At 72.5% G+C, this 17,858-nt stretch carries 19 protein-coding genes; 7 read left to right on the plus strand and 12 right to left on the minus strand.

What is annotated here, in order from left to right:
• Positions 1-20: 20 nt before the first annotated feature.
• Entirely contained in the window at positions 21-908 is an 888-nt protein-coding gene (locus tag ELQ40_RS14820; protein WP_127794380.1) for an EamA family transporter, read from the plus strand.
• 183 nt (positions 909-1,091) lie between these two features.
• Here ELQ40_RS14820 and ELQ40_RS14825 read toward each other — a convergent pair whose 3' ends face one another.
• The 5 genes from ELQ40_RS14825 to ELQ40_RS14845 form a co-directional block, all read right to left on the minus strand.
• A complete protein-coding gene (locus ELQ40_RS14825; RefSeq protein ID WP_127794381.1) occupies positions 1,092-3,647 on the minus strand; it encodes an RNA helicase in 2,556 nt (851 codons plus the stop codon).
• A gap of 155 nt (positions 3,648-3,802) precedes the next feature.
• Positions 3,803-4,243, minus strand: a complete 441-nt coding sequence (locus ELQ40_RS14830) for an LGFP repeat-containing protein (protein WP_127794382.1) — start codon at positions 4,241-4,243, stop codon at positions 3,803-3,805.
• A gap of 384 nt (positions 4,244-4,627) precedes the next feature.
• Entirely contained in the window at positions 4,628-5,380 is a 753-nt protein-coding gene (locus ELQ40_RS14835) for a DUF1353 domain-containing protein (protein ID WP_127794383.1), read from the minus strand.
• A gap of 109 nt (positions 5,381-5,489) precedes the next feature.
• The gene (locus ELQ40_RS14840) at positions 5,490-6,413 is read right to left on the minus strand and encodes an AEC family transporter (protein WP_127794384.1); all 924 of its coding nucleotides are present in this window, start codon (positions 6,411-6,413) and stop codon (positions 5,490-5,492) included.
• Positions 6,414-6,560: 147 nt separating this feature from the next.
• Positions 6,561-7,160: a hypothetical protein gene (locus ELQ40_RS14845; RefSeq protein WP_127794385.1), complete on the minus strand. Its 600-nt coding sequence runs from the start codon at positions 7,158-7,160 to the stop codon at positions 6,561-6,563.
• 382 nt (positions 7,161-7,542) lie between these two features.
• Here ELQ40_RS14845 and ELQ40_RS14850 point away from each other — a divergent pair, with 382 nt between their 5' ends.
• A complete protein-coding gene (locus ELQ40_RS14850) occupies positions 7,543-8,823 on the plus strand; it encodes a sugar MFS transporter (RefSeq protein ID WP_164863628.1) in 1,281 nt (426 codons plus the stop codon).
• Here ELQ40_RS14850 and ELQ40_RS14855 read toward each other — a convergent pair.
• From ELQ40_RS14855 to ELQ40_RS14875, 5 genes are all read right to left on the minus strand, one after another.
• Entirely contained in the window at positions 8,795-9,784 is a 990-nt protein-coding gene (locus ELQ40_RS14855) for an aldo/keto reductase (protein WP_127794387.1), read from the minus strand. The genes ELQ40_RS14850 and ELQ40_RS14855 overlap by 29 nt on opposite strands.
• Before the next feature lie 118 nt (positions 9,785-9,902).
• Positions 9,903-10,316 carry a hypothetical protein gene (locus tag ELQ40_RS14860; RefSeq protein WP_127794388.1) on the minus strand — a complete coding sequence of 138 codons (414 nt, stop codon included), beginning with the start codon at positions 10,314-10,316 and terminating at the stop codon, positions 9,903-9,905.
• A gap of 96 nt (positions 10,317-10,412) precedes the next feature.
• On the minus strand, positions 10,413-10,892 hold the full coding sequence (locus ELQ40_RS14865) for a VOC family protein (RefSeq protein WP_127794389.1): 480 nt from the start codon (positions 10,890-10,892) through the stop codon (positions 10,413-10,415).
• A gap of 1 nt (position 10,893) precedes the next feature.
• Positions 10,894-11,409 carry an SRPBCC family protein gene (locus ELQ40_RS14870; protein ID WP_127794390.1) on the minus strand — a complete coding sequence of 172 codons (516 nt, stop codon included), beginning with the start codon at positions 11,407-11,409 and terminating at the stop codon, positions 10,894-10,896.
• The gene (locus tag ELQ40_RS14875) at positions 11,406-11,816 is read right to left on the minus strand and encodes a helix-turn-helix transcriptional regulator (protein ID WP_127794391.1); all 411 of its coding nucleotides are present in this window, start codon (positions 11,814-11,816) and stop codon (positions 11,406-11,408) included. Before ELQ40_RS14875 ends, ELQ40_RS14870 begins: the two co-directional genes overlap by 4 nt.
• Positions 11,817-12,008: 192 nt before the next feature.
• On the opposite strand from ELQ40_RS14875, the gene ELQ40_RS14880 reads away from it, so the two are divergent.
• The 3 genes from ELQ40_RS14880 (at position 12,009) to ELQ40_RS14890 (ending at position 14,657) form a co-directional block, all read left to right on the plus strand.
• Complete coding sequence (locus tag ELQ40_RS14880; protein WP_127794392.1) at positions 12,009-13,493, plus strand: flotillin family protein; 1,485 nt, start codon at positions 12,009-12,011, stop codon at positions 13,491-13,493.
• Between the two features lie 142 nt (positions 13,494-13,635).
• Positions 13,636-14,055 (plus strand): VOC family protein, encoded by a 420-nt coding sequence (locus ELQ40_RS14885; RefSeq protein WP_127794393.1) that lies wholly within the window; start codon positions 13,636-13,638, stop codon positions 14,053-14,055.
• A gap of 71 nt (positions 14,056-14,126) precedes the next feature.
• On the plus strand, positions 14,127-14,657 hold the full coding sequence (locus ELQ40_RS14890; protein ID WP_127794394.1) for a VanZ family protein: 531 nt from the start codon (positions 14,127-14,129) through the stop codon (positions 14,655-14,657).
• Here ELQ40_RS14890 and ELQ40_RS14895 read toward each other — a convergent pair.
• Complete coding sequence (locus tag ELQ40_RS14895; protein WP_127794395.1) at positions 14,638-15,072, minus strand: zf-TFIIB domain-containing protein; 435 nt, start codon at positions 15,070-15,072, stop codon at positions 14,638-14,640. The genes ELQ40_RS14890 and ELQ40_RS14895 overlap by 20 nt on opposite strands.
• A 122-nt stretch (positions 15,073-15,194) precedes the next feature.
• Between ELQ40_RS14895 and ELQ40_RS14900 the strand changes: the two genes are divergently transcribed.
• Both ELQ40_RS14900 and ELQ40_RS14905 read left to right on the plus strand, forming a co-directional pair.
• Positions 15,195-16,046, plus strand: a complete 852-nt coding sequence (locus ELQ40_RS14900; protein WP_127794396.1) for an NAD(P)-dependent oxidoreductase — start codon at positions 15,195-15,197, stop codon at positions 16,044-16,046.
• 4 nt (positions 16,047-16,050) lie between these two features.
• Entirely contained in the window at positions 16,051-16,344 is a 294-nt protein-coding gene (locus ELQ40_RS14905) for a DUF1905 domain-containing protein (RefSeq protein WP_127794397.1), read from the plus strand.
• 43 nt (positions 16,345-16,387) lie between these two features.
• Here the strand turns inward: ELQ40_RS14905 and ELQ40_RS14910 are convergent, their stop codons facing one another.
• Positions 16,388-17,848 carry an NAD(P)/FAD-dependent oxidoreductase gene (locus ELQ40_RS14910; RefSeq protein ID WP_127794398.1) on the minus strand — a complete coding sequence of 487 codons (1,461 nt, stop codon included), beginning with the start codon at positions 17,846-17,848 and terminating at the stop codon, positions 16,388-16,390.
• Positions 17,849-17,858 lie beyond the last annotated feature (10 nt).

The following is a 17,858-nucleotide window of genomic DNA, read 5'->3' on the forward strand; positions in this document are numbered from 1 at the left end:
CCGAACTAGGCTGGCGGGCGATGCTCACGGCCGTCCTCTCGCTCTCCGGCGCACTCGTCTTCGGCGCGGCCGACTTCCTCGGCGGACTGGCCGCGAAGCGCCTCGGCGCGATCCTCGCCACGGCGATCGCCGCATTGACCGGATGCCTCGCGCTGCTCGCGGCCCTGCCGCTCATCGGCGGCGAATGGCGCACCGACGACGTCGCGCTCGGCGCGATCTCGGGCGTCGTGAACGCGGCGGCGATCGGCCTGCTGTACGCGGCGCTCGCGATCGGGCCGATGAGCATCCTGTCGCCGCTCACCGCCGTGGTCTCGGCGATCGTGCCGATGGTGTGGGGGCTCGCGGGCGGCGACGAGCTCGGACCCCTGGGCGGCTGGGGTCTCGGCGTCGCCCTGCTGGCCGTCGTGCTCGTCGGATTCGTGCCCGAACGAGGCGCGGTGCGCCCGTCGGGCCGGGGACTTGCGCTGTCTGTCGGGTCGGGCGTCGCGATCGGCGCGTTCTTCGTGATCATGGACCAGACGTCGGATGCCTCCGGCGCCGTGCCGCTCGTCATGAATCGCGCCGCCGACGCGGCGGTCATGTTCGCGATCGCCGGTGCGATCGCCGCCGTCGCGGCCGTGCGGACCCGCCGCGGCGCGGCGCCTCGCCGGTCGGCGTTCGGCCTCCCGGACGAACGGGGCCGAGGCATCCGCATCGCGATCGCGTGCGGCCTCGTCGACGTCACCGCGAACCTCCTGCTGCTCGGCGGCCTGCGGGCAGGCGACCTGTCGGTCACCGCGGTGCTCGGCGCGATGTATCCGGCCGGCACGATCGTGCTCGCCGCGCTCGTGCTGCGCGAACGCATCGCGCCCGTGCAGTGGGTCGGCCTCGCGCTCGCCCTCGTCGCGGCGGGCATGCTCGCCCTCTGAGCCGCGACGAAGCGCTGGTTTCAGGAGAACGGAAGCTGCTCAGGACCGAATCGGCGTCTGCGTCCTGAACAGCCTCCGATCTCCTGAATGCAGAACGACGGGCGTGAATGCAGAACGACGGGCGTGAATGCAGAACGAGGGGCGCGACTGCGGAGCGAGGGGCGCGACGGAGCGACTGCCGGGCTAGAGTCGCACGACCTCGGTGACCCGCACCACCGCAATGCCCTCCTCGGCCGACGCGTCGAGGTCGACCTCGGCGCGGATCCGCCAGTCGTGGTCGCCCGCGGGGTCGTCGACGACCTGCTCGACCCGCCAGCGCCCGGCCGGGGCATCCGTCTCGTCGATCGTGATGAGCCGCGGCGAGCGCGCGCGGGCGTCGACGCCCATCGTGTCGTGCTCGTCGTAGTACCGATCGAGCACGTCGGGCCAGCCGACGTCGGGGTCGAGCTCGGCGAGCTCGTCGTCGCGCTCGAGTGCGGCGAGCTGCACCCGACGGAACAGCTCGTTGCGCACCAGCACGGTGAACGCCCGGCGATTCGTGACGACCGACGGCGGCGGGGGCGGCACGACCGCCTCCTCGGCCTCGGCGTCGTGCAGGGTCGGATCGACGAGTTCGGCCCACTCGTCGACGAGGCTGGAGTCGACCTGGCGCACGAGTTCGCCGAGCCATTCCACGAGGTCGTGGAGCTCCTCGTCCTTCGCCTCGTCGGGCACGGTCTGCCGGATCGCGCGGAACGCGTCGGAGAGGTACCGCAGCACGAGCCCCTCGCTGCGCGCCAGCTGGTAGAGCGACACGTACTCGCCGAACGACATGGCGCGCTCGAACATGTCGCGCACGACCGACTTCGGCCGCAGTTCGAAGTCGCGCACCCACGGCTGGCTCGACGCGAACGTCTCGAACGCGTGGCCGAGCAGCTCGTCGAGCGGCTTCGGGTAGGTGACCTCCTCGAGCAGCGCCATGCGCTGCTCGTACTCGATGCCCTCCTGCTTCATCGCGGCGACGGCCTCGCCGCGGGCCCGGAACTCCTGCTGCGAGAGGATCGGCCGGGGGTCGTCGAGCGTCGACTCGATGACCGACACGACGTCGAGGGCGTAGTGGCCGGTGCCCTGTTCGGAGGTCTTCGGGTCGAGCAGCTCGATCGCGGCGAGCGCGAACGGCGACAGCGGCTGGTTCAGTGCGAAGTTCGGCTGCAGGTCGACCGTGAGCGCGACGCGCACGCCGAGGGCGCCGGCCGAGGCATCCGATTCGAGGGTGACGACGCCCGCGTCGCGGAGCGTCCGAAGGATCTCGAGCGCCCGCCTGGCGAGCGCGAACCGGCGCGCGACCGGTTCGTGGTTGTCGAAGACGAGCGAGCGGATGTCTCCGACGACGTCGCCGCCGCGCGCGATGACGTTGATCAGCATGGCCGCGCTGAGCTTGAGCTGCGGCACGAGGGGTTCGGGATCTGCCGCGATGAGCCGCTCGAACGACCCCTCGCCCCACGTCACGAACCCGGCGGGCGCCTTCTTGCGGACGACCTTCTTGAGCTTCTTCGGGTCGTCGCCGGCCTTGCGCACGGCCTGCTCGTTCTCGATCTCGTGCTCGGGCGCGAGCACGACCACCGTGCCCGCGGTGTCGTAGCCCGCCCGACCCGCGCGCCCGGCGATCTGGTGGAACTCGCGCGCGCTGAGCTGGCGCATCTTCTGCCCGTCGTACTTGGCGAGCGCGGTGATCAGCACCGACCGGATGGGCACGTTGATGCCGACCCCGAGCGTGTCGGTCCCGCAGATCACGCGCAGCAGCCCGCGCTGCGCGAGCGTCTCGACGAGCCGCCGGTACCGCGGCAGCATGCCGGCGTGGTGCACGCCGATGCCGGCCCGCACGAGCCGCGACAGCGTCTTGCCGAACGCCGTCGTGAACCGGAACCCGCCGATCGCCTCGGCGATCTCGTCGCGCTGCTCGCGCGTGACCACCCGGATCGACGAGAGCGCCTGGGCGCGCTCCATCGCCTGCGCCTGCGAGAAGTGCACGATGTAGACGGGCGACTGCCGGGTCTCGAGGAGCTCCTCGACCGTCTCCTGCACGGGCGTCTTCGCGTACGAGAAGCTGAGCGGCACGGGCCGCTCGACACCGGTGACCTGGGCGACGTCGCGCCCGGTACGCCGCTCCAGGTCGTCGGCGATGGACTGCACGTCGCCGAGCGTCGCCGACATCAGCACGAACTGCACCCGCGGCAGCACGAGCAGCGGCACCTGCCACGCCCAGCCGCGGTCGGGGTCGCCGTAGTAGTGGAACTCGTCCATCACGACCTGGTCGACCGGGGCATCCGGGCCCTGGCGCAGCGCCAGGTTCGCGAGGATCTCGGCCGTGCAGCAGACGATCGGGGCATCCGCGTTGACCGAACTGTCGCCCGTGACCATGCCTACGTTCGCGGCGCCGAAGATCTCGACGAGCTGGAAGAACTTCTCGCTCACGAGCGCCTTGATCGGCGCCGTGTAGAACGTGCGCCCGCCGCGCGCGACGGCGACGGCGTGGGCGGCGACCGCGACCAGCGACTTGCCGGTGCCCGTCGGCGTCGAGAGGATCACGTGATTGCCGGTGACGAGTTCGATGACCGCCTCGTCCTGCGCCGGGTACAGGTTCAACCCGCGCCCCTCCGCCCAGGTCACGAACCCCTCGTAGAGCGCGTCGGGCTCGGCGTCGGAGCCCTGCGGCAGGAGGGCGAGGAGCGGGTCGGTCACCCGACGAGTCTGCCGCATCCGACCGACCGGCAGGCGATCGACCGGGCGGACGCCGCTGCGCCCGCGGTCGGGCGGGGCGTTCCGATCAGGCGAGTTCGCCGATCAGGCGATGCCGTCAGATCAGGCGAGGCGCTGCCATCAGCGAGGCGCTGCCATCAGCGAGACGCTGCCGATCAGGCGAGGTCGATCGTCGGACCCGCGGGGGCCGACCAGGAGATCCGGCCTCCCGCGAACTCGGCCGCGTGCAGCCCCGACGCCTCGTCGTAGGCCACGTCGGTCGTCGGCAGGCCCAGCCGCCCGCTGCGGCCGCCGAGCAGCACCCAGATGTCGCGGACCATGCCGTGCACGCACGCCGCACCCCGCTCCGAGGTCCAGGCGATCGTGCCGCGCTCGAACTCGCGGACGTACCCCGCGCCATCCGAGAGCTCGGCGACGGGGCCCGCGGGCTCGCCGATCACCGGATGCTCGGCGTGCTTGGCCGTGATCGCCGGCAGCGCGGCCGTGACCGACCCGGCACCGCCGAACCGGATCGCGCGGCGGTAGTCGTCCCAGGTCACGGCGCGGACGGGTGCTGCGGCGACGAACGACCGGTCGCGGAGCGTTGCGGGGGTCATGGGGCCTCCTGGTTCGAGGGTGTCGGCCGACGGTCGGGCCGGGTTCCGACGCTACGGAGCGCGAGCCGTCGTGACATCGGTGGTCCCCCTGAACCCGTCCCGGGCGGACCCGGAGATCGGCGACCGCTCCGCGCTGGGACGGTCGGGCCCTGGAAACGGGGGGAGCCGACCTCCGCCATTCGTTCGGGGTCCTGGCGGGGCCGGCTCTCGGTGATCGCGGTCCCGCAGACAGTTCCCCCTGCAGTGCGGCGACCGGATCGCTCACGACGTTACCGATGCCACCGGATGCCGCGCCTCAGGGACAACCCTGAACCTCTGCGCACGCGCGGAGATCGCGACCGCGCGGAGCTCGCGATCTCGCGGAGCTCGTGCGCGCCGTTGCGATCAGCGCGCGGCCGGACCGTCGTCACCGCGGGCGACCGTCGGCCGTACCACCCCGCCCGGGTCGCCCCCGGCCCCGAGTTCGACGAGCGCCTCGACCGCGCGGAAGAGCAGGAGCGGCACGAGATGCACGACGACGACGGGCGTCAGCAGCGCACCCGAGACGGTGAGCCAGGCCTGCAGGCCTGCGAGCCGGCCCCACGCGAACGCGGCGGCGACCGCGGCGGCCGGCAGCAGCAGCCAGGCCGGATGCCACCACGCGAGCACGACCCCGGCGATCACGGCCAGCACCCCGATCACCGACTGCACGACGAACAGGGCCCCGCGCACTCCGCCGAAGGTGCGCTCCCGGTCGGCCGAGACCCACGCCCACATGAGCCGGGCGCGCAGTCGCGGCACACCCTGCTCGCGCAGCGCCGTGAGGAACACGCGGTCGTCCTCGCGCCGCTGCGCGAGCGCGGCCGCCCGGTCGGTCCGCGCCAGCTCCTCGGCGAGCACCGACCGGTGGTCGTGCAGCACTGCGGGCGCCGACTGCCGGCCGTAGCTGGCGATGAAGCTCCAGAGCGGATGCGGCACCGACGCGAGGTCGGTCGCGCGGGTCCCGGGCGCCCCGGTCACGGGCACCCGGTAGGTCGCCCCGCTCACCGGGTCGACGTACGCGATCGCCTCGAGCAGGTCGAACCGGTCGCCATCGGCCGGGCGTTGCGCCAGCCGCAACGCGTCGAGCGGTCGCCCATCGTCGCCCAGGAACGGCATCGGTCCTCCTCGTCTCCCGTGACCGGGATCGTTCCACGTCGCGACGCGGTCGCGACGCGGTCGTGCCACGGTCGTGCCGCGCCCGTGCCGCGGGCACGGTCGCGGGTACTCAGCCGCCGAGCAGCAGCGCGACGATCACGAGCGCCGGCAGCGACCCAGCGGTGGTGAGGAAGACCGTATCGCGAGCGACCGTCTCCGCGGTCTCGTAGCGCTGCGCGAACACGAACACGTTCTGCGCGGCGGGGAGCGCGGCGAGCACGGTCACCGCGTAGAGGTCGTGTCCGTCGAGCCCGAACGCGAACCGGCCGACCGCCCACGCGACCAGCGGCATCGCGATCAGCTGCAGGCTCGTGGCCAGCAGCACGTCGCGGCGGTCGGTGCCCGCCTCGAGCAGCCGCTTGCCGTGCAGCGACATCCCGAACGCGATCAGCATGAGCGGCACCGCGGCGTGGCCGATCAGGTCGACCGGTTCACGGATCCACGGCGGGAGCTCGAGCCCGGTGAGCGCCACGGCGACGCCGAGCAGCGAGCCCACGATGATCGGGTTCAGCAGCGTGCCCCTGACGATCTGCACGACCGAGGTGCGCCCCTCGACCGCAGCCCCCAGGATCGCGAGGCCGATGGGTGCGAACAGGAGCAGCTGGAGCAGCACGACGGGCGCGGCGTACGCCGCGTCGCCCAGCATGTAGACGGCGATCGGGATGCCGAAGTTGTTGCCGTTGACGTATCCCGACGCGAGCGCCCCGACGGTGGCGTGCGCGACCGACCTTCGCCACACGAGCAGCGCCACGAGCGCGAACACCGCCATCATCGATGCGGCGGCGATGGCCGAGACCGGCAGCAGCGCCGAGAACAGCGACCCGACATCGGCCGTCGACAGCACCGAGAAGAGCAGGAACGGCCCGAGCACGCTGAAGTTCAGCTTCGCGAGGACCTGCCGCGCCTCCGCCGGCAGGACGCCGGTCCGCGCGACGACCCAGCCCACGAGGACGGCCAGACCGATGACCGCGAACCCGGTGAGGATGTCGCCCATCAGCAGGATGTCCCGATGCCGCGTGTCCCGTTCTCGCGCAGCCCACCGGCGGAGCGGGGGCGGCGGGCCGGAGTCATCCCGGCCAGCCTAACCCCCGCCCGCGGCGCGCATCGCGGTGGCCCGCTCGCGAACCCGGCGCTCAGCGGCTCAGGCCCTGCAGCCCCAGCGCCAGGTGCCGTCGTGGAAGACGGGCACCATCTCCCGGCCCAGGCAGGGCCCGCAGTCCTCGTCGCGCGGGCTCGCCGGAAGGCCCGGGTACGCGGATGCATCGAACCCGGCCGCCGCCGGCGCGGGTGCCGCCTCGGCGGATCCTTCCGCAGCGGATGCCTCGGACGACGCTTCGGACGCCGACGCGGCGGTCGTGCTCGCCGCGGCGTCGGCTGCCGCGGCCGCGACGGCTGCCGCCTCTGCCGCCAGTCGTGCGGCTTCGGCCGCAGCGGCTTCGGCGGCTCGGAACTCGGCGACGGCCGCGGCGACCCGCTCGTGCTCGGCCACCAGCGCGGTGCGCGCCGCGACCACCGGTGCCGCGACGGCGGACGTCGCCGCCCGTTCGACGAGGCCCTCGCGAGCAGCCACGAGTGACGCGGCTGCATCCGCGCCGAGCACCGCGGATGCCTCGGCGGCGAGCGCGGCCGAGGCATCGACGGCCGTCGCCGCGAGGTGCGTGGCCGCGCCGAGCCGTACGGCGGCGAGGTCGACCCCGGCCGCCCCGGTGCCGATGCCCGCTCCGACCGTCGGCGCGGCCACGGGCGCCGCGGCCCGTTCGACCGCGTTCGCGGGTGCGCCGACCCCGGCGGCGAGCGCGATCAGGCCGACGCTCGCGACGGCGGCGAACCTCCGCCCGAGCCGTCGACGACCCGCTCCCCGGCGCTCGCTTCCCCGGTGTCCGATGCCCCGGTGTTCGATTGCCCGGTGTTCGATTGCCCGGCGCGACCGTGTCGCCGAACGTGTGACCTCGTCCATTCGTTTCCCCCGAATCCCGAATGTGCGATCCCATCGCCATGCGGCGCCGGCCCCCCGGCCGGACTCGCACGACGCCAATCTAGCGGGACGATTGGCTGAAAGCCCATCGGATCCGCGAAATTCCGCGGATCCGCGGCGCATCCCGCCACTGCTAGGCTCCCCATCCATGCGCCGCGTAAGGATTCCTTCCCTCGCCGTCGCCCGTTGGTCCCTCGTCGTGCAGTTCGCCCTCTTCGGCGTGATCCTCTCGTCGTGGATGAGCCGGATGCCGTCGATCAAGGCCGCGCTCGACGTCAGCGCCCTGCAACTGGGCTCCCTGCTGATCGTCGGAGGGGTCGGCACGCTCATCGGCGCACTCGGCGCCGGGGCGTTGATCGCGAGGTTCGGGACGCGGTCGGTCCTCGCCTCCGGCACGATCGTCAACTCGCTCGGCTTCGGGCTGCTGATCGCCGCGACCGTTTCCGGCTCGATCGCGCTGTTCGCGGCCGGCTCCTTCATCAACGGGCTCTGCGGCGCGCTCGTCAACGTGCCGATCAACGTGAACGCCGCGGCGATCGAGCGGAGGATGGGCCGCTCGGTGCTCGCCCAGTTCCACGCCGCGTTCTCGATCGGCGCGGCGAGCGGCGCCGCGCTGGCCGCGGGATTCTCGTGGCTCGGCGTGCACGTCGCCGTGCAGGTCGCGATCGTCACCGCCGTCGTCACCGCGGCCCGGCTCCTCCTGCTCAGGCCCGCGACCGCCGTCACCGAGGCCCACGACCGCCCGGACGGCGATTCCACCCGAACGCGGCGCCCGGTCCGCGAGGCGCTCGGCGCCTGGCTCGAACCCCGCACCCTGCTGCTCGGGCTCGTGCTGCTCGCCGCGTCGCTCGCCGAGGGCTCCGCGACGACCTGGATGTCACTCGCCGTGGTCGAGGGATTCGACCAGCTCGAGTCGGTGGGCGCGATGGCCTACGCGACGTTCGTCGTGTCGATGACGGTGTTCCGCTTCCAGGGCGGCCGCCTGATCGATCGATTCGGTCGCGTCGCCGTGCTCCGCGTCTCGAACGTGTCGGCGCTCATCGGCCTCGCGCTGTTCGTCTTCGGCCCGAACCTGCCGATCGCGTGGGTCGGCATCGTGCTGTGGGGCTGCGGCGCCGCGCTCGGCAACCCGATCGTGATCACGGCCGCGTCGGACGACCCGGCGAAGGCCGGCCCCCGGGTGGCCGTCGTGACCTCGTTCTCGACGATCTCGGCGCTCGCGGCGCCGCCGGTGCTCGGGCTGCTGGCCGACACGCTCGGCGCGCGCGACGCGTTGTTCGCGATCGCAGCGCTCATCGTCGTCAGCCTCGTGCTTTCGGGTCAGGTCCGGCGGCGCGAACCGCTCCAGGGCGACGCGACGCGCACCGACACCGACACCGACACCGACACCGGTTCGGTGACTACCAGCGCGGGTGGATCGCGGACCTGAGTTCGCGGTCGTAGAGCTCGCGCACCTGGTCGCCGAACGAGGCCGGCAGCTCGAGCGAGCCCGCGGCCGCATTGGCCCGCGCCTGCTCGGGATTGCGGGCGCCCGGGATCACGGTGCTCACTCCGGGCTGCGCGGCGACCCACGCGAGGGCGACCTGGGCCGCGGTGGCATCCGGTGCGGCCCGCTTCGCGAGCTCGGCGAACTCGGCGGCCGCGCGCACGCCCGTCGCGTAGTCGACCCCCGAGAACGTCTCCCCGACGTCGAAGGACTCGCCGTGCCGGTTGAAGGTGCGGTGGTCGTTCTCCGCGAAGGTCGTGTCGAGCGTGTACCGGCCCGACAGCAGTCCGCTCGCGAGGGGGACGCGCGCGATGACGCCGACTCCGGCCGCCTGCGCCGCCGGCAGCACCTCGTCGAGCGGCTTCAGCCGGAACGCGTTGAGGATGATCTGCACCGTCGCGACGTTCGGGCGCGCGATCGCCGCGAGCGCCTCGTCGACGAGTTCGACGCTCACGCCGTACGCCGCGATCGCGCCCTCGTCGACCAGGGTGTCGAGCGCGTCGAACACGCGGTCGTCGGCGTAGAGCGCCGTCGGCGGGCAGTGCAGTTGCACGAGGTCGAGCGTGTCGACCCCGAGGTTCACGCGCGACCGGTCGGTCCAAGCGCGGAAGTTCGCCATCGTGTAGTGCTCGACGAGCTGCGGCATCCGCCGGCCCATCTTCGTCGCGACGGTGACCCCGGCATCGGGGTTGGCGCGCAACCAGGTGCCGATCAGCGACTCGCTGCGGCCGTCGCCGTAGACGTCGGCGGTGTCGAAGGCCGTGACCCCGGCGTCGTGGGCCGCGTCGAGCACGGCGAGGGCGTCGGCTTCGTCGACCTCGCCCCAGTCGGCGCCGAGCTGCCAGGTGCCGAGGCCGATCGCGGAGACGGTGCGGCCGGTGCGGCCGAGAACGTGGTTCTGCATGGATTCGACCCTACGCGCGGGCGCCGACGCGCGCGGGCGCCGACGCGCGCGGGCGAAACTGCGGAACGCGAACGGCGGGAACGCGAGCGGCGGGAACGGGCGGCAGGGTCGGGCGCGATCAGGCGACACGCGGCGGCACGGCGCGCAGCGCCCGCCAGCCGTCGGCGACGGCGCAGGAACCGAGCGTCGTGAACCCCGCGTCCCGGAGCGCATGTCGCACGGATGCCTCCCCGGTGGCGCCCTCGAGCGCCGCGCCGTGCACGACCCAGGTCGGGGCCACGACCCCGCACTCGAGCAGCCAGGCCGGAAGGCCGACCAGCTGGTCCTCGCTGCGGACCACGGTGACGACGACCTCGGCGTCCCACGGCATCGCGCGATCGACGCCGTCGAGCACTTCGGCGAGTTCCGGGACGGGTAACTCGCCGCGGACGGCGACGACCGATCCGGGGGTCAACCCGAGGCGTTCGGCCAGGCGCGGCCGAGTGGAGATGTCACCGACCGCAGCGTCGGCGGATACCTTCGATTCCCCCATACGTTCCCCCCGGGTCATCTTCGCGGCAGACGACGATCCTCGCAATGGGAAATCGACGAATGGCGGAAGAAGACCCGGGAGGGCGGCATCCGGTCGTCACACGGCGTCGCCGTCGCTCGGTCCGGCGCCTTCCGCACCACCCTCCTGCTCGGCTCCGAACGGCCGACGCGATGCGACGGGGATGAGCGGATGCTCCGCCCGGTCTCGGATCTGCTGGACGACCCAGCTGTTGCCGTCGGGGTCCTCGAATCCGAAGAAGGTGCCCCCGTCGCGAGGGTCGATCACCTGGATCTCACCGCACTCGACCTCGCGCCCGGTGAGCTCGGCACGCGCTGCCTCGGCGTCCGCGACGATCAACTGCACGCCCTTGAGCGAACCCGGCGCCATCTCGTTCTGCGCCGGCAGGGTGCCGACCACGATCGAGCAGCCCGACCCGGTCGGGGTGAGCTGCGCGAAGCGTTGGTCGCCGGCCATCGTGTCGTGGTCGAGCGCGAAGCCGACCTGATCGCGGTAGAACGCGATCGCACGGTCCAGGTCGCTCACCGAGACGATGACGACCTCGAGCGTCCAGTCCATGTCACGACACTCCCGCCGAGGTCTCCGCGGCGGCCAGCTCCGCCGCCAGCGCCTCGAGCCGGGCGTAGCCCTCGGACACACCCGTCTCCATGTCGGAGGCGACCATGCCGTCGCGTGCCTCGACCGACGGATACGTCGAGTGGATGCGCAGGCGGGCGCGGCCGCCGCCGAGGTCCTCGAAGGCGATGGTCTCGATGGCGACGACATCGGGGAAGCCCTCGAACTCGAACGTCTGCACGGCGAACTCGTTCTCGCGCACGCTGTGGAACGTGCCGTTGAACCCCCACGCGCCCCCGTCCGCGTCGCGGTGGACGTAGCGGTAGCCGCCCTGGGTGCTGAAGTCCCAGCGCTCGATGTCCATCTCGTAGCCGTTCGGCCCGAGCCACTGCTTGACGAGCGCCGGGTCGCGGTGCGCCTCGAACAGTGCGGCGACGGGTGCGTCGAACTCGCGGGTGATCTCGATGAACGGCAGGCCCTCGGGGGCCTCGATGGTGACGGCGTTGGTGTTGGTGCTCATTGCTCCTGCTCCTTCGATGTTCCGTCGGTGCCTGCGGCATCGGCGGATGCTCGGCGCTCGGTGGGCGATGCGGCGGTCGCATCGGCGAGCAGCGCGTCCAGCGCCCGGAACTGCTGCTCGTGGATCAGCCGATACCGGTCGATCCATGCGGTGAGCGACTCGAGGGCCGCGGGGTTCAGGTGCACGGGTCGGCGTTGCGCGTCCCGCGTGCGCGTGACGAGCCCGGCCTGCTCGAGCACCTGGATGTGCTTGGACACCGCCTGCTTGGTGATGTCGAACGGTTCGGCGAGGTCGTTGACGGTCGCGGATCCGCGGCTCAGCCGAGCCACGATGCGTCGGCGCACCGGGTCGGCCAGGGCCATGAAGGCTCGGTCGAGCCGGTCGTCGGCACCGGGATCCACAATCATCAACTACTCCATTGATCAACCATTTGATTGATTACGCTACGACGCGGATGCCCCGGCGTCAAGGCCCCGATCGCCACCCTCCACAGATCGGGCCAACGCTGCCCACCGGTCGATGCGGGTCGCTAGCATTCGAGCACCCCCACGCCCGAGCATCCGCGCGCCCGCGCGCACTCGAAAGGATCCGATCCCGCCGTGTTCGACCTCCTCCTCAGCCCGATCCCCGCGATCATCGTCGGCGTCCTCGTCGTCGTCCTGGTCGTCTTCATCTACGCCAAGGTGCTCTACAAGAACGTCAGCCCCGACGAGGCCGTGATCATCACCGGCAAGCGGTCGCGCCGCAGGGTCGTCGACGGCGTCGAGACCGAGCAGTCGGGCCAGCGGGTCGTGCACGGCCAGGGCGTCTGGGTCATGCCGTTCTTCCAGAAGGCGCACAAGATCTCGCTGCGGTCGCGCGCGATCGAGATCCAGGCCGTCGCGCAGACCGCGAACGGCATCACGATGAACGTCGACGCCGTCGCGATCGTCAAGGTCGGCGACAGCGACCAGGCCATCCGCGCCGCCGCCCAGCGCTTCCTCGGCCAGGACAAGAACATCGACGCGTTCGCGCTCGAGGTGCTGTCGGGCTCGCTGCGCTCCTCGGTCGGCGCCACCGACGTCATCACCATCATCAACAAGCGCGACGAGCTCAGCGCCGCCGTGCTCGACATCGCGCGCCGCTCGCTCGAGAACCAGGGCCTCGACGTCGACTCGTTCGAGATCAAGGGCATCAGCGACAGCAACGGGTACATCGAGGACCTCGGCCGTGCCGAGCAGGCGAAGGTCCGCAAGCAGGCCGAGGTCGCCGAGTCGCAGGCCACGCGCGAGTCGCGCGAGGCGCAGATCGCCGCCGACCAGGCCGTCGCCGAGCGCGAGGCCGCGCTCTGGCTGCGCAAGGCCGAACTGCAACGCGAGACCGACAAGGCGACCGCCGAGGCATCCGCCGCACGCCCGCTCGCCGAGGCGCTCAGCCAGCAGGAGGTCGTCGCGCAGCAGGAGATCACCGCACAGAAGAAGGCCAACCTGCGCAAGGCCGAGCTCGAATCCGAGGTCAACGCGGTCGCCGACGCCGAAGCGTACAAGGTTCGCGTGACCGCCGAGGCCGCAGCACAGGCCGCGCGCCTGCGCGCCGAAGCCGACCGCGACGCCCGTCGGGCCGCAGCGCAGGCCCTCGCCGCCGAAGGTGCCGCAGAGGCCGAGGCGATCCTCGCGCGCGGACAGGCGGAAGCCGCGTCGACGAAGGCCGCGGCCGAGGCCGTCGCCGAGCAGTCCGAGGCGCTGCTGCAGATGCGCCTGATCGAGGTGCTGCCCGCGCTCGCGCGCGAGCTCGCCGCGCCGATGGGCAACATCGACCAGCTCACCGTCGTCTCGACCGACGGCGCGAGCCAGCTCGCGAAGAACGCCGTCTCGGGCATCACCGAGGTCGACGCGATGCTCGGCTCCACGATGGGCGTCACGATCAGGGACCTGCTCGGCGCGTTCGTCGGCGGCACCGCCGCCGGCGCCGCATCGGCGAAGGCGCTCGACGAAGTCCCCGCGGTGCAGCCCGCGACCCCGGGCCGGGTCATCGTGGCCGACGAGGCCGTCGATGCACGGGCGGTCGACGCCGGAGCGGTCGACGCCGGGGCATCCGCTCGCTGACCGGTCTCACTCCTGCGGGGGCGGTGATCGTGTGCACGATCGCCGCCCCCGCTCGTGCATCGGGGGACTGGCGGCGGACCCTGCGGACGACGAGAATCGCCGCGTCGAGAACCACGACGACCGCGACCGATGGAGGAACGCCATGTCCGTGCTGCTCAACCCATATCTCAGCTTCGAGGCGAACGCGCGCGAGGCGCTCGAGTTCTACCAGGGCGTGTTCGGCGGCGACCTCGCCATCAGCACCTTCGCCGAGGGCGGCCAGAGCGACGATCCGGTCGAGGGCAAGAAGGTGATGCACGGGCAGTTGACCACCGCCGACGGGTTCACGATCATGGCGTCCGACACCCCGCCCGGCATGCCGGTCGCAGCCCCCGCCGGATTCTCGATCTCGCTCTCGGGCGACGACGACGCCAAGCTCCGCGGATTCTGGGACGGCCTCGCCGACGGCGGCACGCCCGTGCTGCCGCTCGAGGTCGCACCGTGGGGCGACGCGTTCGGCATGATCGCCGACCGGTTCGGCGTGACCTGGATGGTGAACATCGCGGGGTCGCCTGCCGCCTGATCGCGGCGACGTTGCGCAGACGCTCCGCGAACGTTCCGCGGATTCATAGGGAAGCACGGGAGGGTGGAGGCATGCCCCGCCGCGTCGTGCTCGTCCTGCTCACGCTGGCGTACCTCGCGCTCATCGCCTGGGCGACGCTCGGATCGGTGTCGTGGCACGCGATCGGTTCGGAGGCGCGCTACGGCGTGCTGACGCCGTCGACCTGGCTCGACCCCGACACCTGGGAGGTCGGGTCGCGCTGGGAGTTCCGCGCGAACATCGCGATGTTCGTGCCCCTCGGCCTGTTGCTCGCGATGCTCGCAGGTCCCCGGCACTGGTTCTGGGCGCTGACCGGCACCGCCGCGGTCAGCGTCGCGATCGAGATCGCGCAGATCCCCCTCGACGACCGCATCTCCGACCCCCGCGACCTCGTCGCGAACTCGGTCGGAGGTGCCATCGGCGTCGCGATCGCGGGCGTCGGCTGGCTCGGGATGCTGCTCGTGCGGGCGGTCGGCCGTGGCCTGCGTCGACCGCAGCCGCTGCAGACGACGACGGCACCCGCGCCGGGGTCGGTGCGGGTGCCGTCGAGCGGGGACCGGGAGTTCAGTCGAACAGGTCGCTGAGCCAGTTGTCCTTCTTCTTCTTGCGGTAGTGGCCCTGGTCGTAGCCGTTCTGGGTGTAGCCGTTCCGGCCGTATCCGTCGTCGTGCCGGCGGTCGTCGTACCGGCGGTCGCCGCCGCCGGTCATCTGGCGCAGGAGGTCGAGCGGGTTGCCCGACTGCTGCTGCGGCGGGTAGGGCTGCTGGCCCTGCGGCGGGTAGGGGTGCTGCGCCTGGGTCGGGTACGGCTGCTGCTGGGGCGCGACCTGCGGGGCCGGCTGCTGCGGCGCGGCCTGCGGCCGGTCGTCGCCCGCGCGGTCGATGATCTTGTCGAGCTCGCCGCGATCGAGCCACACGCCGCGACACTGCGGGCAATAATCGATCTCGATCCCGCTGCGCTCGCTCATGACGAGCGTGGATCCGTCGGTGGGGCACTGCATCAGGAGGCTCCTTCGTGGATGGGTCGGCCGGGGACTGGTCGGCCGGGATGGATCCAGCCTAGGCAGCACGGCTGAACGGATGCCCCGAGTGCGGCGTCGGCGGCGGCGGGTAGCCTCGGGGCATGCGCATCATCGTCACCGGCGGCTCCGGCAAGCTCGGTCGCACCGTCGTCCGCACCCTCCGCGACGAGGGGCACGAGGTCGTCAACCTCGACCGCGCCGGCGAGCGCGGCAGCGTCGTGCAGGTCGACCTCGCCGACGCAGGACAGGTGCTCGACGCGATCGCCGGCATCGACGAGCACCACGACGGCGTCGACGCGATCGTCCACCTCGCAGCGGTCCCGGCACCGGGCCTCGTGAGCGACGTCGCGACCTTCCACAACAACATGCTGTCGACGTTCAACGTGCTGCAGGCCGCGCGCCGGGCCGGGGTCAAGCGCATCGTGACCGCGTCGAGCGAGACGGTGCTGGGGCTGCCGTTCGACACGCCGCCGCCGTACATCCCGGTCGACGAGGAGGTCACCAGCCCCGAGTCGACGTACTCGCTCGTGAAGCACCTCGAGGAGCAGTTGACGATCCAGCTCGTCCGATGGGACCCGGAACTGTCGATCACCGCCCTGCGGTTCTCGAACGTCATGGACCCCGAGGACTACGCGGCCTTCCCCGCGTTCGACGCCGACCCGATGCTGCGCAAGTGGAACCTGTGGGGGTACATCGACGCCCGCGACGGCGCTCAGGCCGTCAGCCGCGCGCTCGCCGTCGCGAAGCCGGGGTTCGAGCGGTACGTCATCGCCGCCGCCGACACGGTGATGACGCGCCCGAACGCCGAGCTCGTCGCCGAGGTGTTCCCCGGTGTCGAGGTGCGCGGCGAACTCGGCGTCAACGACACGATGCTCTCGATCGAGAAGGCTCGGCGCGAACTCGGGTTCGTGCCGGCGCACTCGTGGCGCGACGAGGTCGGCGGGCGCGGGTAGCGACGTGCGCTTCCGGTTCACGGCCCCGCTGTGGGAATGGCAGGCCCAGGCCAACTGGTACTTCGTGACGGTGCCCGAGGAGATCTCGGCGGACATCCGCGAGGTGCCCCGCATGCCGCGCGGCTTCGGGTCGGTACGCGTGCAGGTGCGGGTCGGCGGCTCGGCCTGGTCGACGTCGATCTTCCCGAGTTCGGGCGAGGGCGCCTACGTGCTGCCCGTGAAGAAGGCGGTCCGGGTGGCCGAGGGGCTCGACGAAGGCGGCCCGGTCGAGGTCGAGCTGCACGTGCTCGACGGCTGACCCGCGGGCCGCGTAGCCGCGAGCCGCGCACCGGCGGGCCGCGCTACGGCGTCGGCGAGAGGTCGGGCATCCGCCGGATCCCGAACTCGTGCCGCAGCGCACTCCGCGCCGCGTACCAGCCGGCGAGGCCGTGCACGCCCGGACCCGGCGGGGTCGATGCGGAGCACAGGTAGACGCCGCGAGCCGGCGTGCGCCAGGCGTCCCGCGACAGCACGGGCCGGTGCACCAGCTGCCAGACGTTCGGCTCCCCCGCGGCGATGTCGCCGAGCACGTAGTTCGGGTTGTGCGACTCGACGTCGATCGCGGTCATCGACGAGACCGCGAGCACGGTGTCGCGGAAGCCGGGCGCGAACCGCTCGATCTGGGCGGTCACCGCCTCGGCGCGGTCGACCGTCGAGCCTCGCGGCACGTGGGTGTAGGCCCACAGCACGTGCCCGCCGTCGGGGGCGCGCGACGCGTCGAACGTCGAGGGCTGCGACACGAGCACGTACGGGGCATCCGGGTGGAGCCCGCGCGTGACCGCGTTCTCGGCGGTCGCGACCTCGAGCCGCGTGCCGCCGAGATGCACCGTGCCGGCCTCGCGCACCGCCGGGTTCGCCCACGGCACCGGGCCCGACAGCGCGAAGTCGACCTTCGCGACGCCGTTGCCGTAGCGGAAGCCGGCGAGCGCCTCGAGGTACCGGCGCGGGAGCCGATCGCCGGCGATGCGTGCGAGCGCGCGCGGCGTCACGTCGAGCAGCACCGCCTTGGCCCGCGGCAGCTCGCCGAGGTGGGTCACCTCGTGGCCGGTCACGACTTCGCCGCCGTGCGCGACCAGGTCGTCGACGAGCGCGTCGGCGATCGCCTGGCTGCCGCCGACCGGCACCGGCCAGCCGACGGCGTGCGCGTACGCGCCGAGGCTCAACCCGGCGCCCGCGGCGGCGAGACTCGGCAGCGGCAGGATGGTGTGCGCGGCGACGCCGGTGAAGAGCGCCGGCGCGAGGTCCTCCTCAAAACGCGCGTTCCACGCCGACGTGCCCTGCTCGAGCGTGCGCAGGCCGAACCGCAGCGCGGTGATCGGGTCGGCGGGCACGCGCAGCAGTTGCGAACCGGTGAAGTCGGCGACCGACCTGGCGTGGCTGACCAGTGGTGCCATGAGCCGGCGGAAGGCCGGCCCGTCCGCGCCGAGCCCGTCGACCGTGCGGTCGAGGTCGCGCCACGCGAGCGCCGCCCGCCCGCCGTCGAGGGGGTGGGCGTACGAGAGCTCGGGCACGACGAGCTCGATGCGCCGCGAGAGCCGGAACTCGCGGAAGAACTGAGACGCGAGCGCGAGGGGGTGGACCGCCGAGCACACGTCATGCCGGAAGCCGGGCAGGGTCAGCTCGCTGGTGCGGCTGCCGCCGCCCGGGATCGACGCGCGCTCGTAGACCCGTACCGACAGCCCGGCGCGCGCGAGGGTCACCGCGGCGGCGAGCCCGTTCGGGCCGGAACCGACGACGATCGCGTCGAGCTCGGTGCGCGCCATCCTCCGATGG

Origin of the sequence: Agromyces sp. LHK192, assembly GCF_004006235.1 — a bacterium.
Taxonomy (GTDB): Bacteria; Actinomycetota; Actinomycetes; order Actinomycetales; family Microbacteriaceae; genus Agromyces.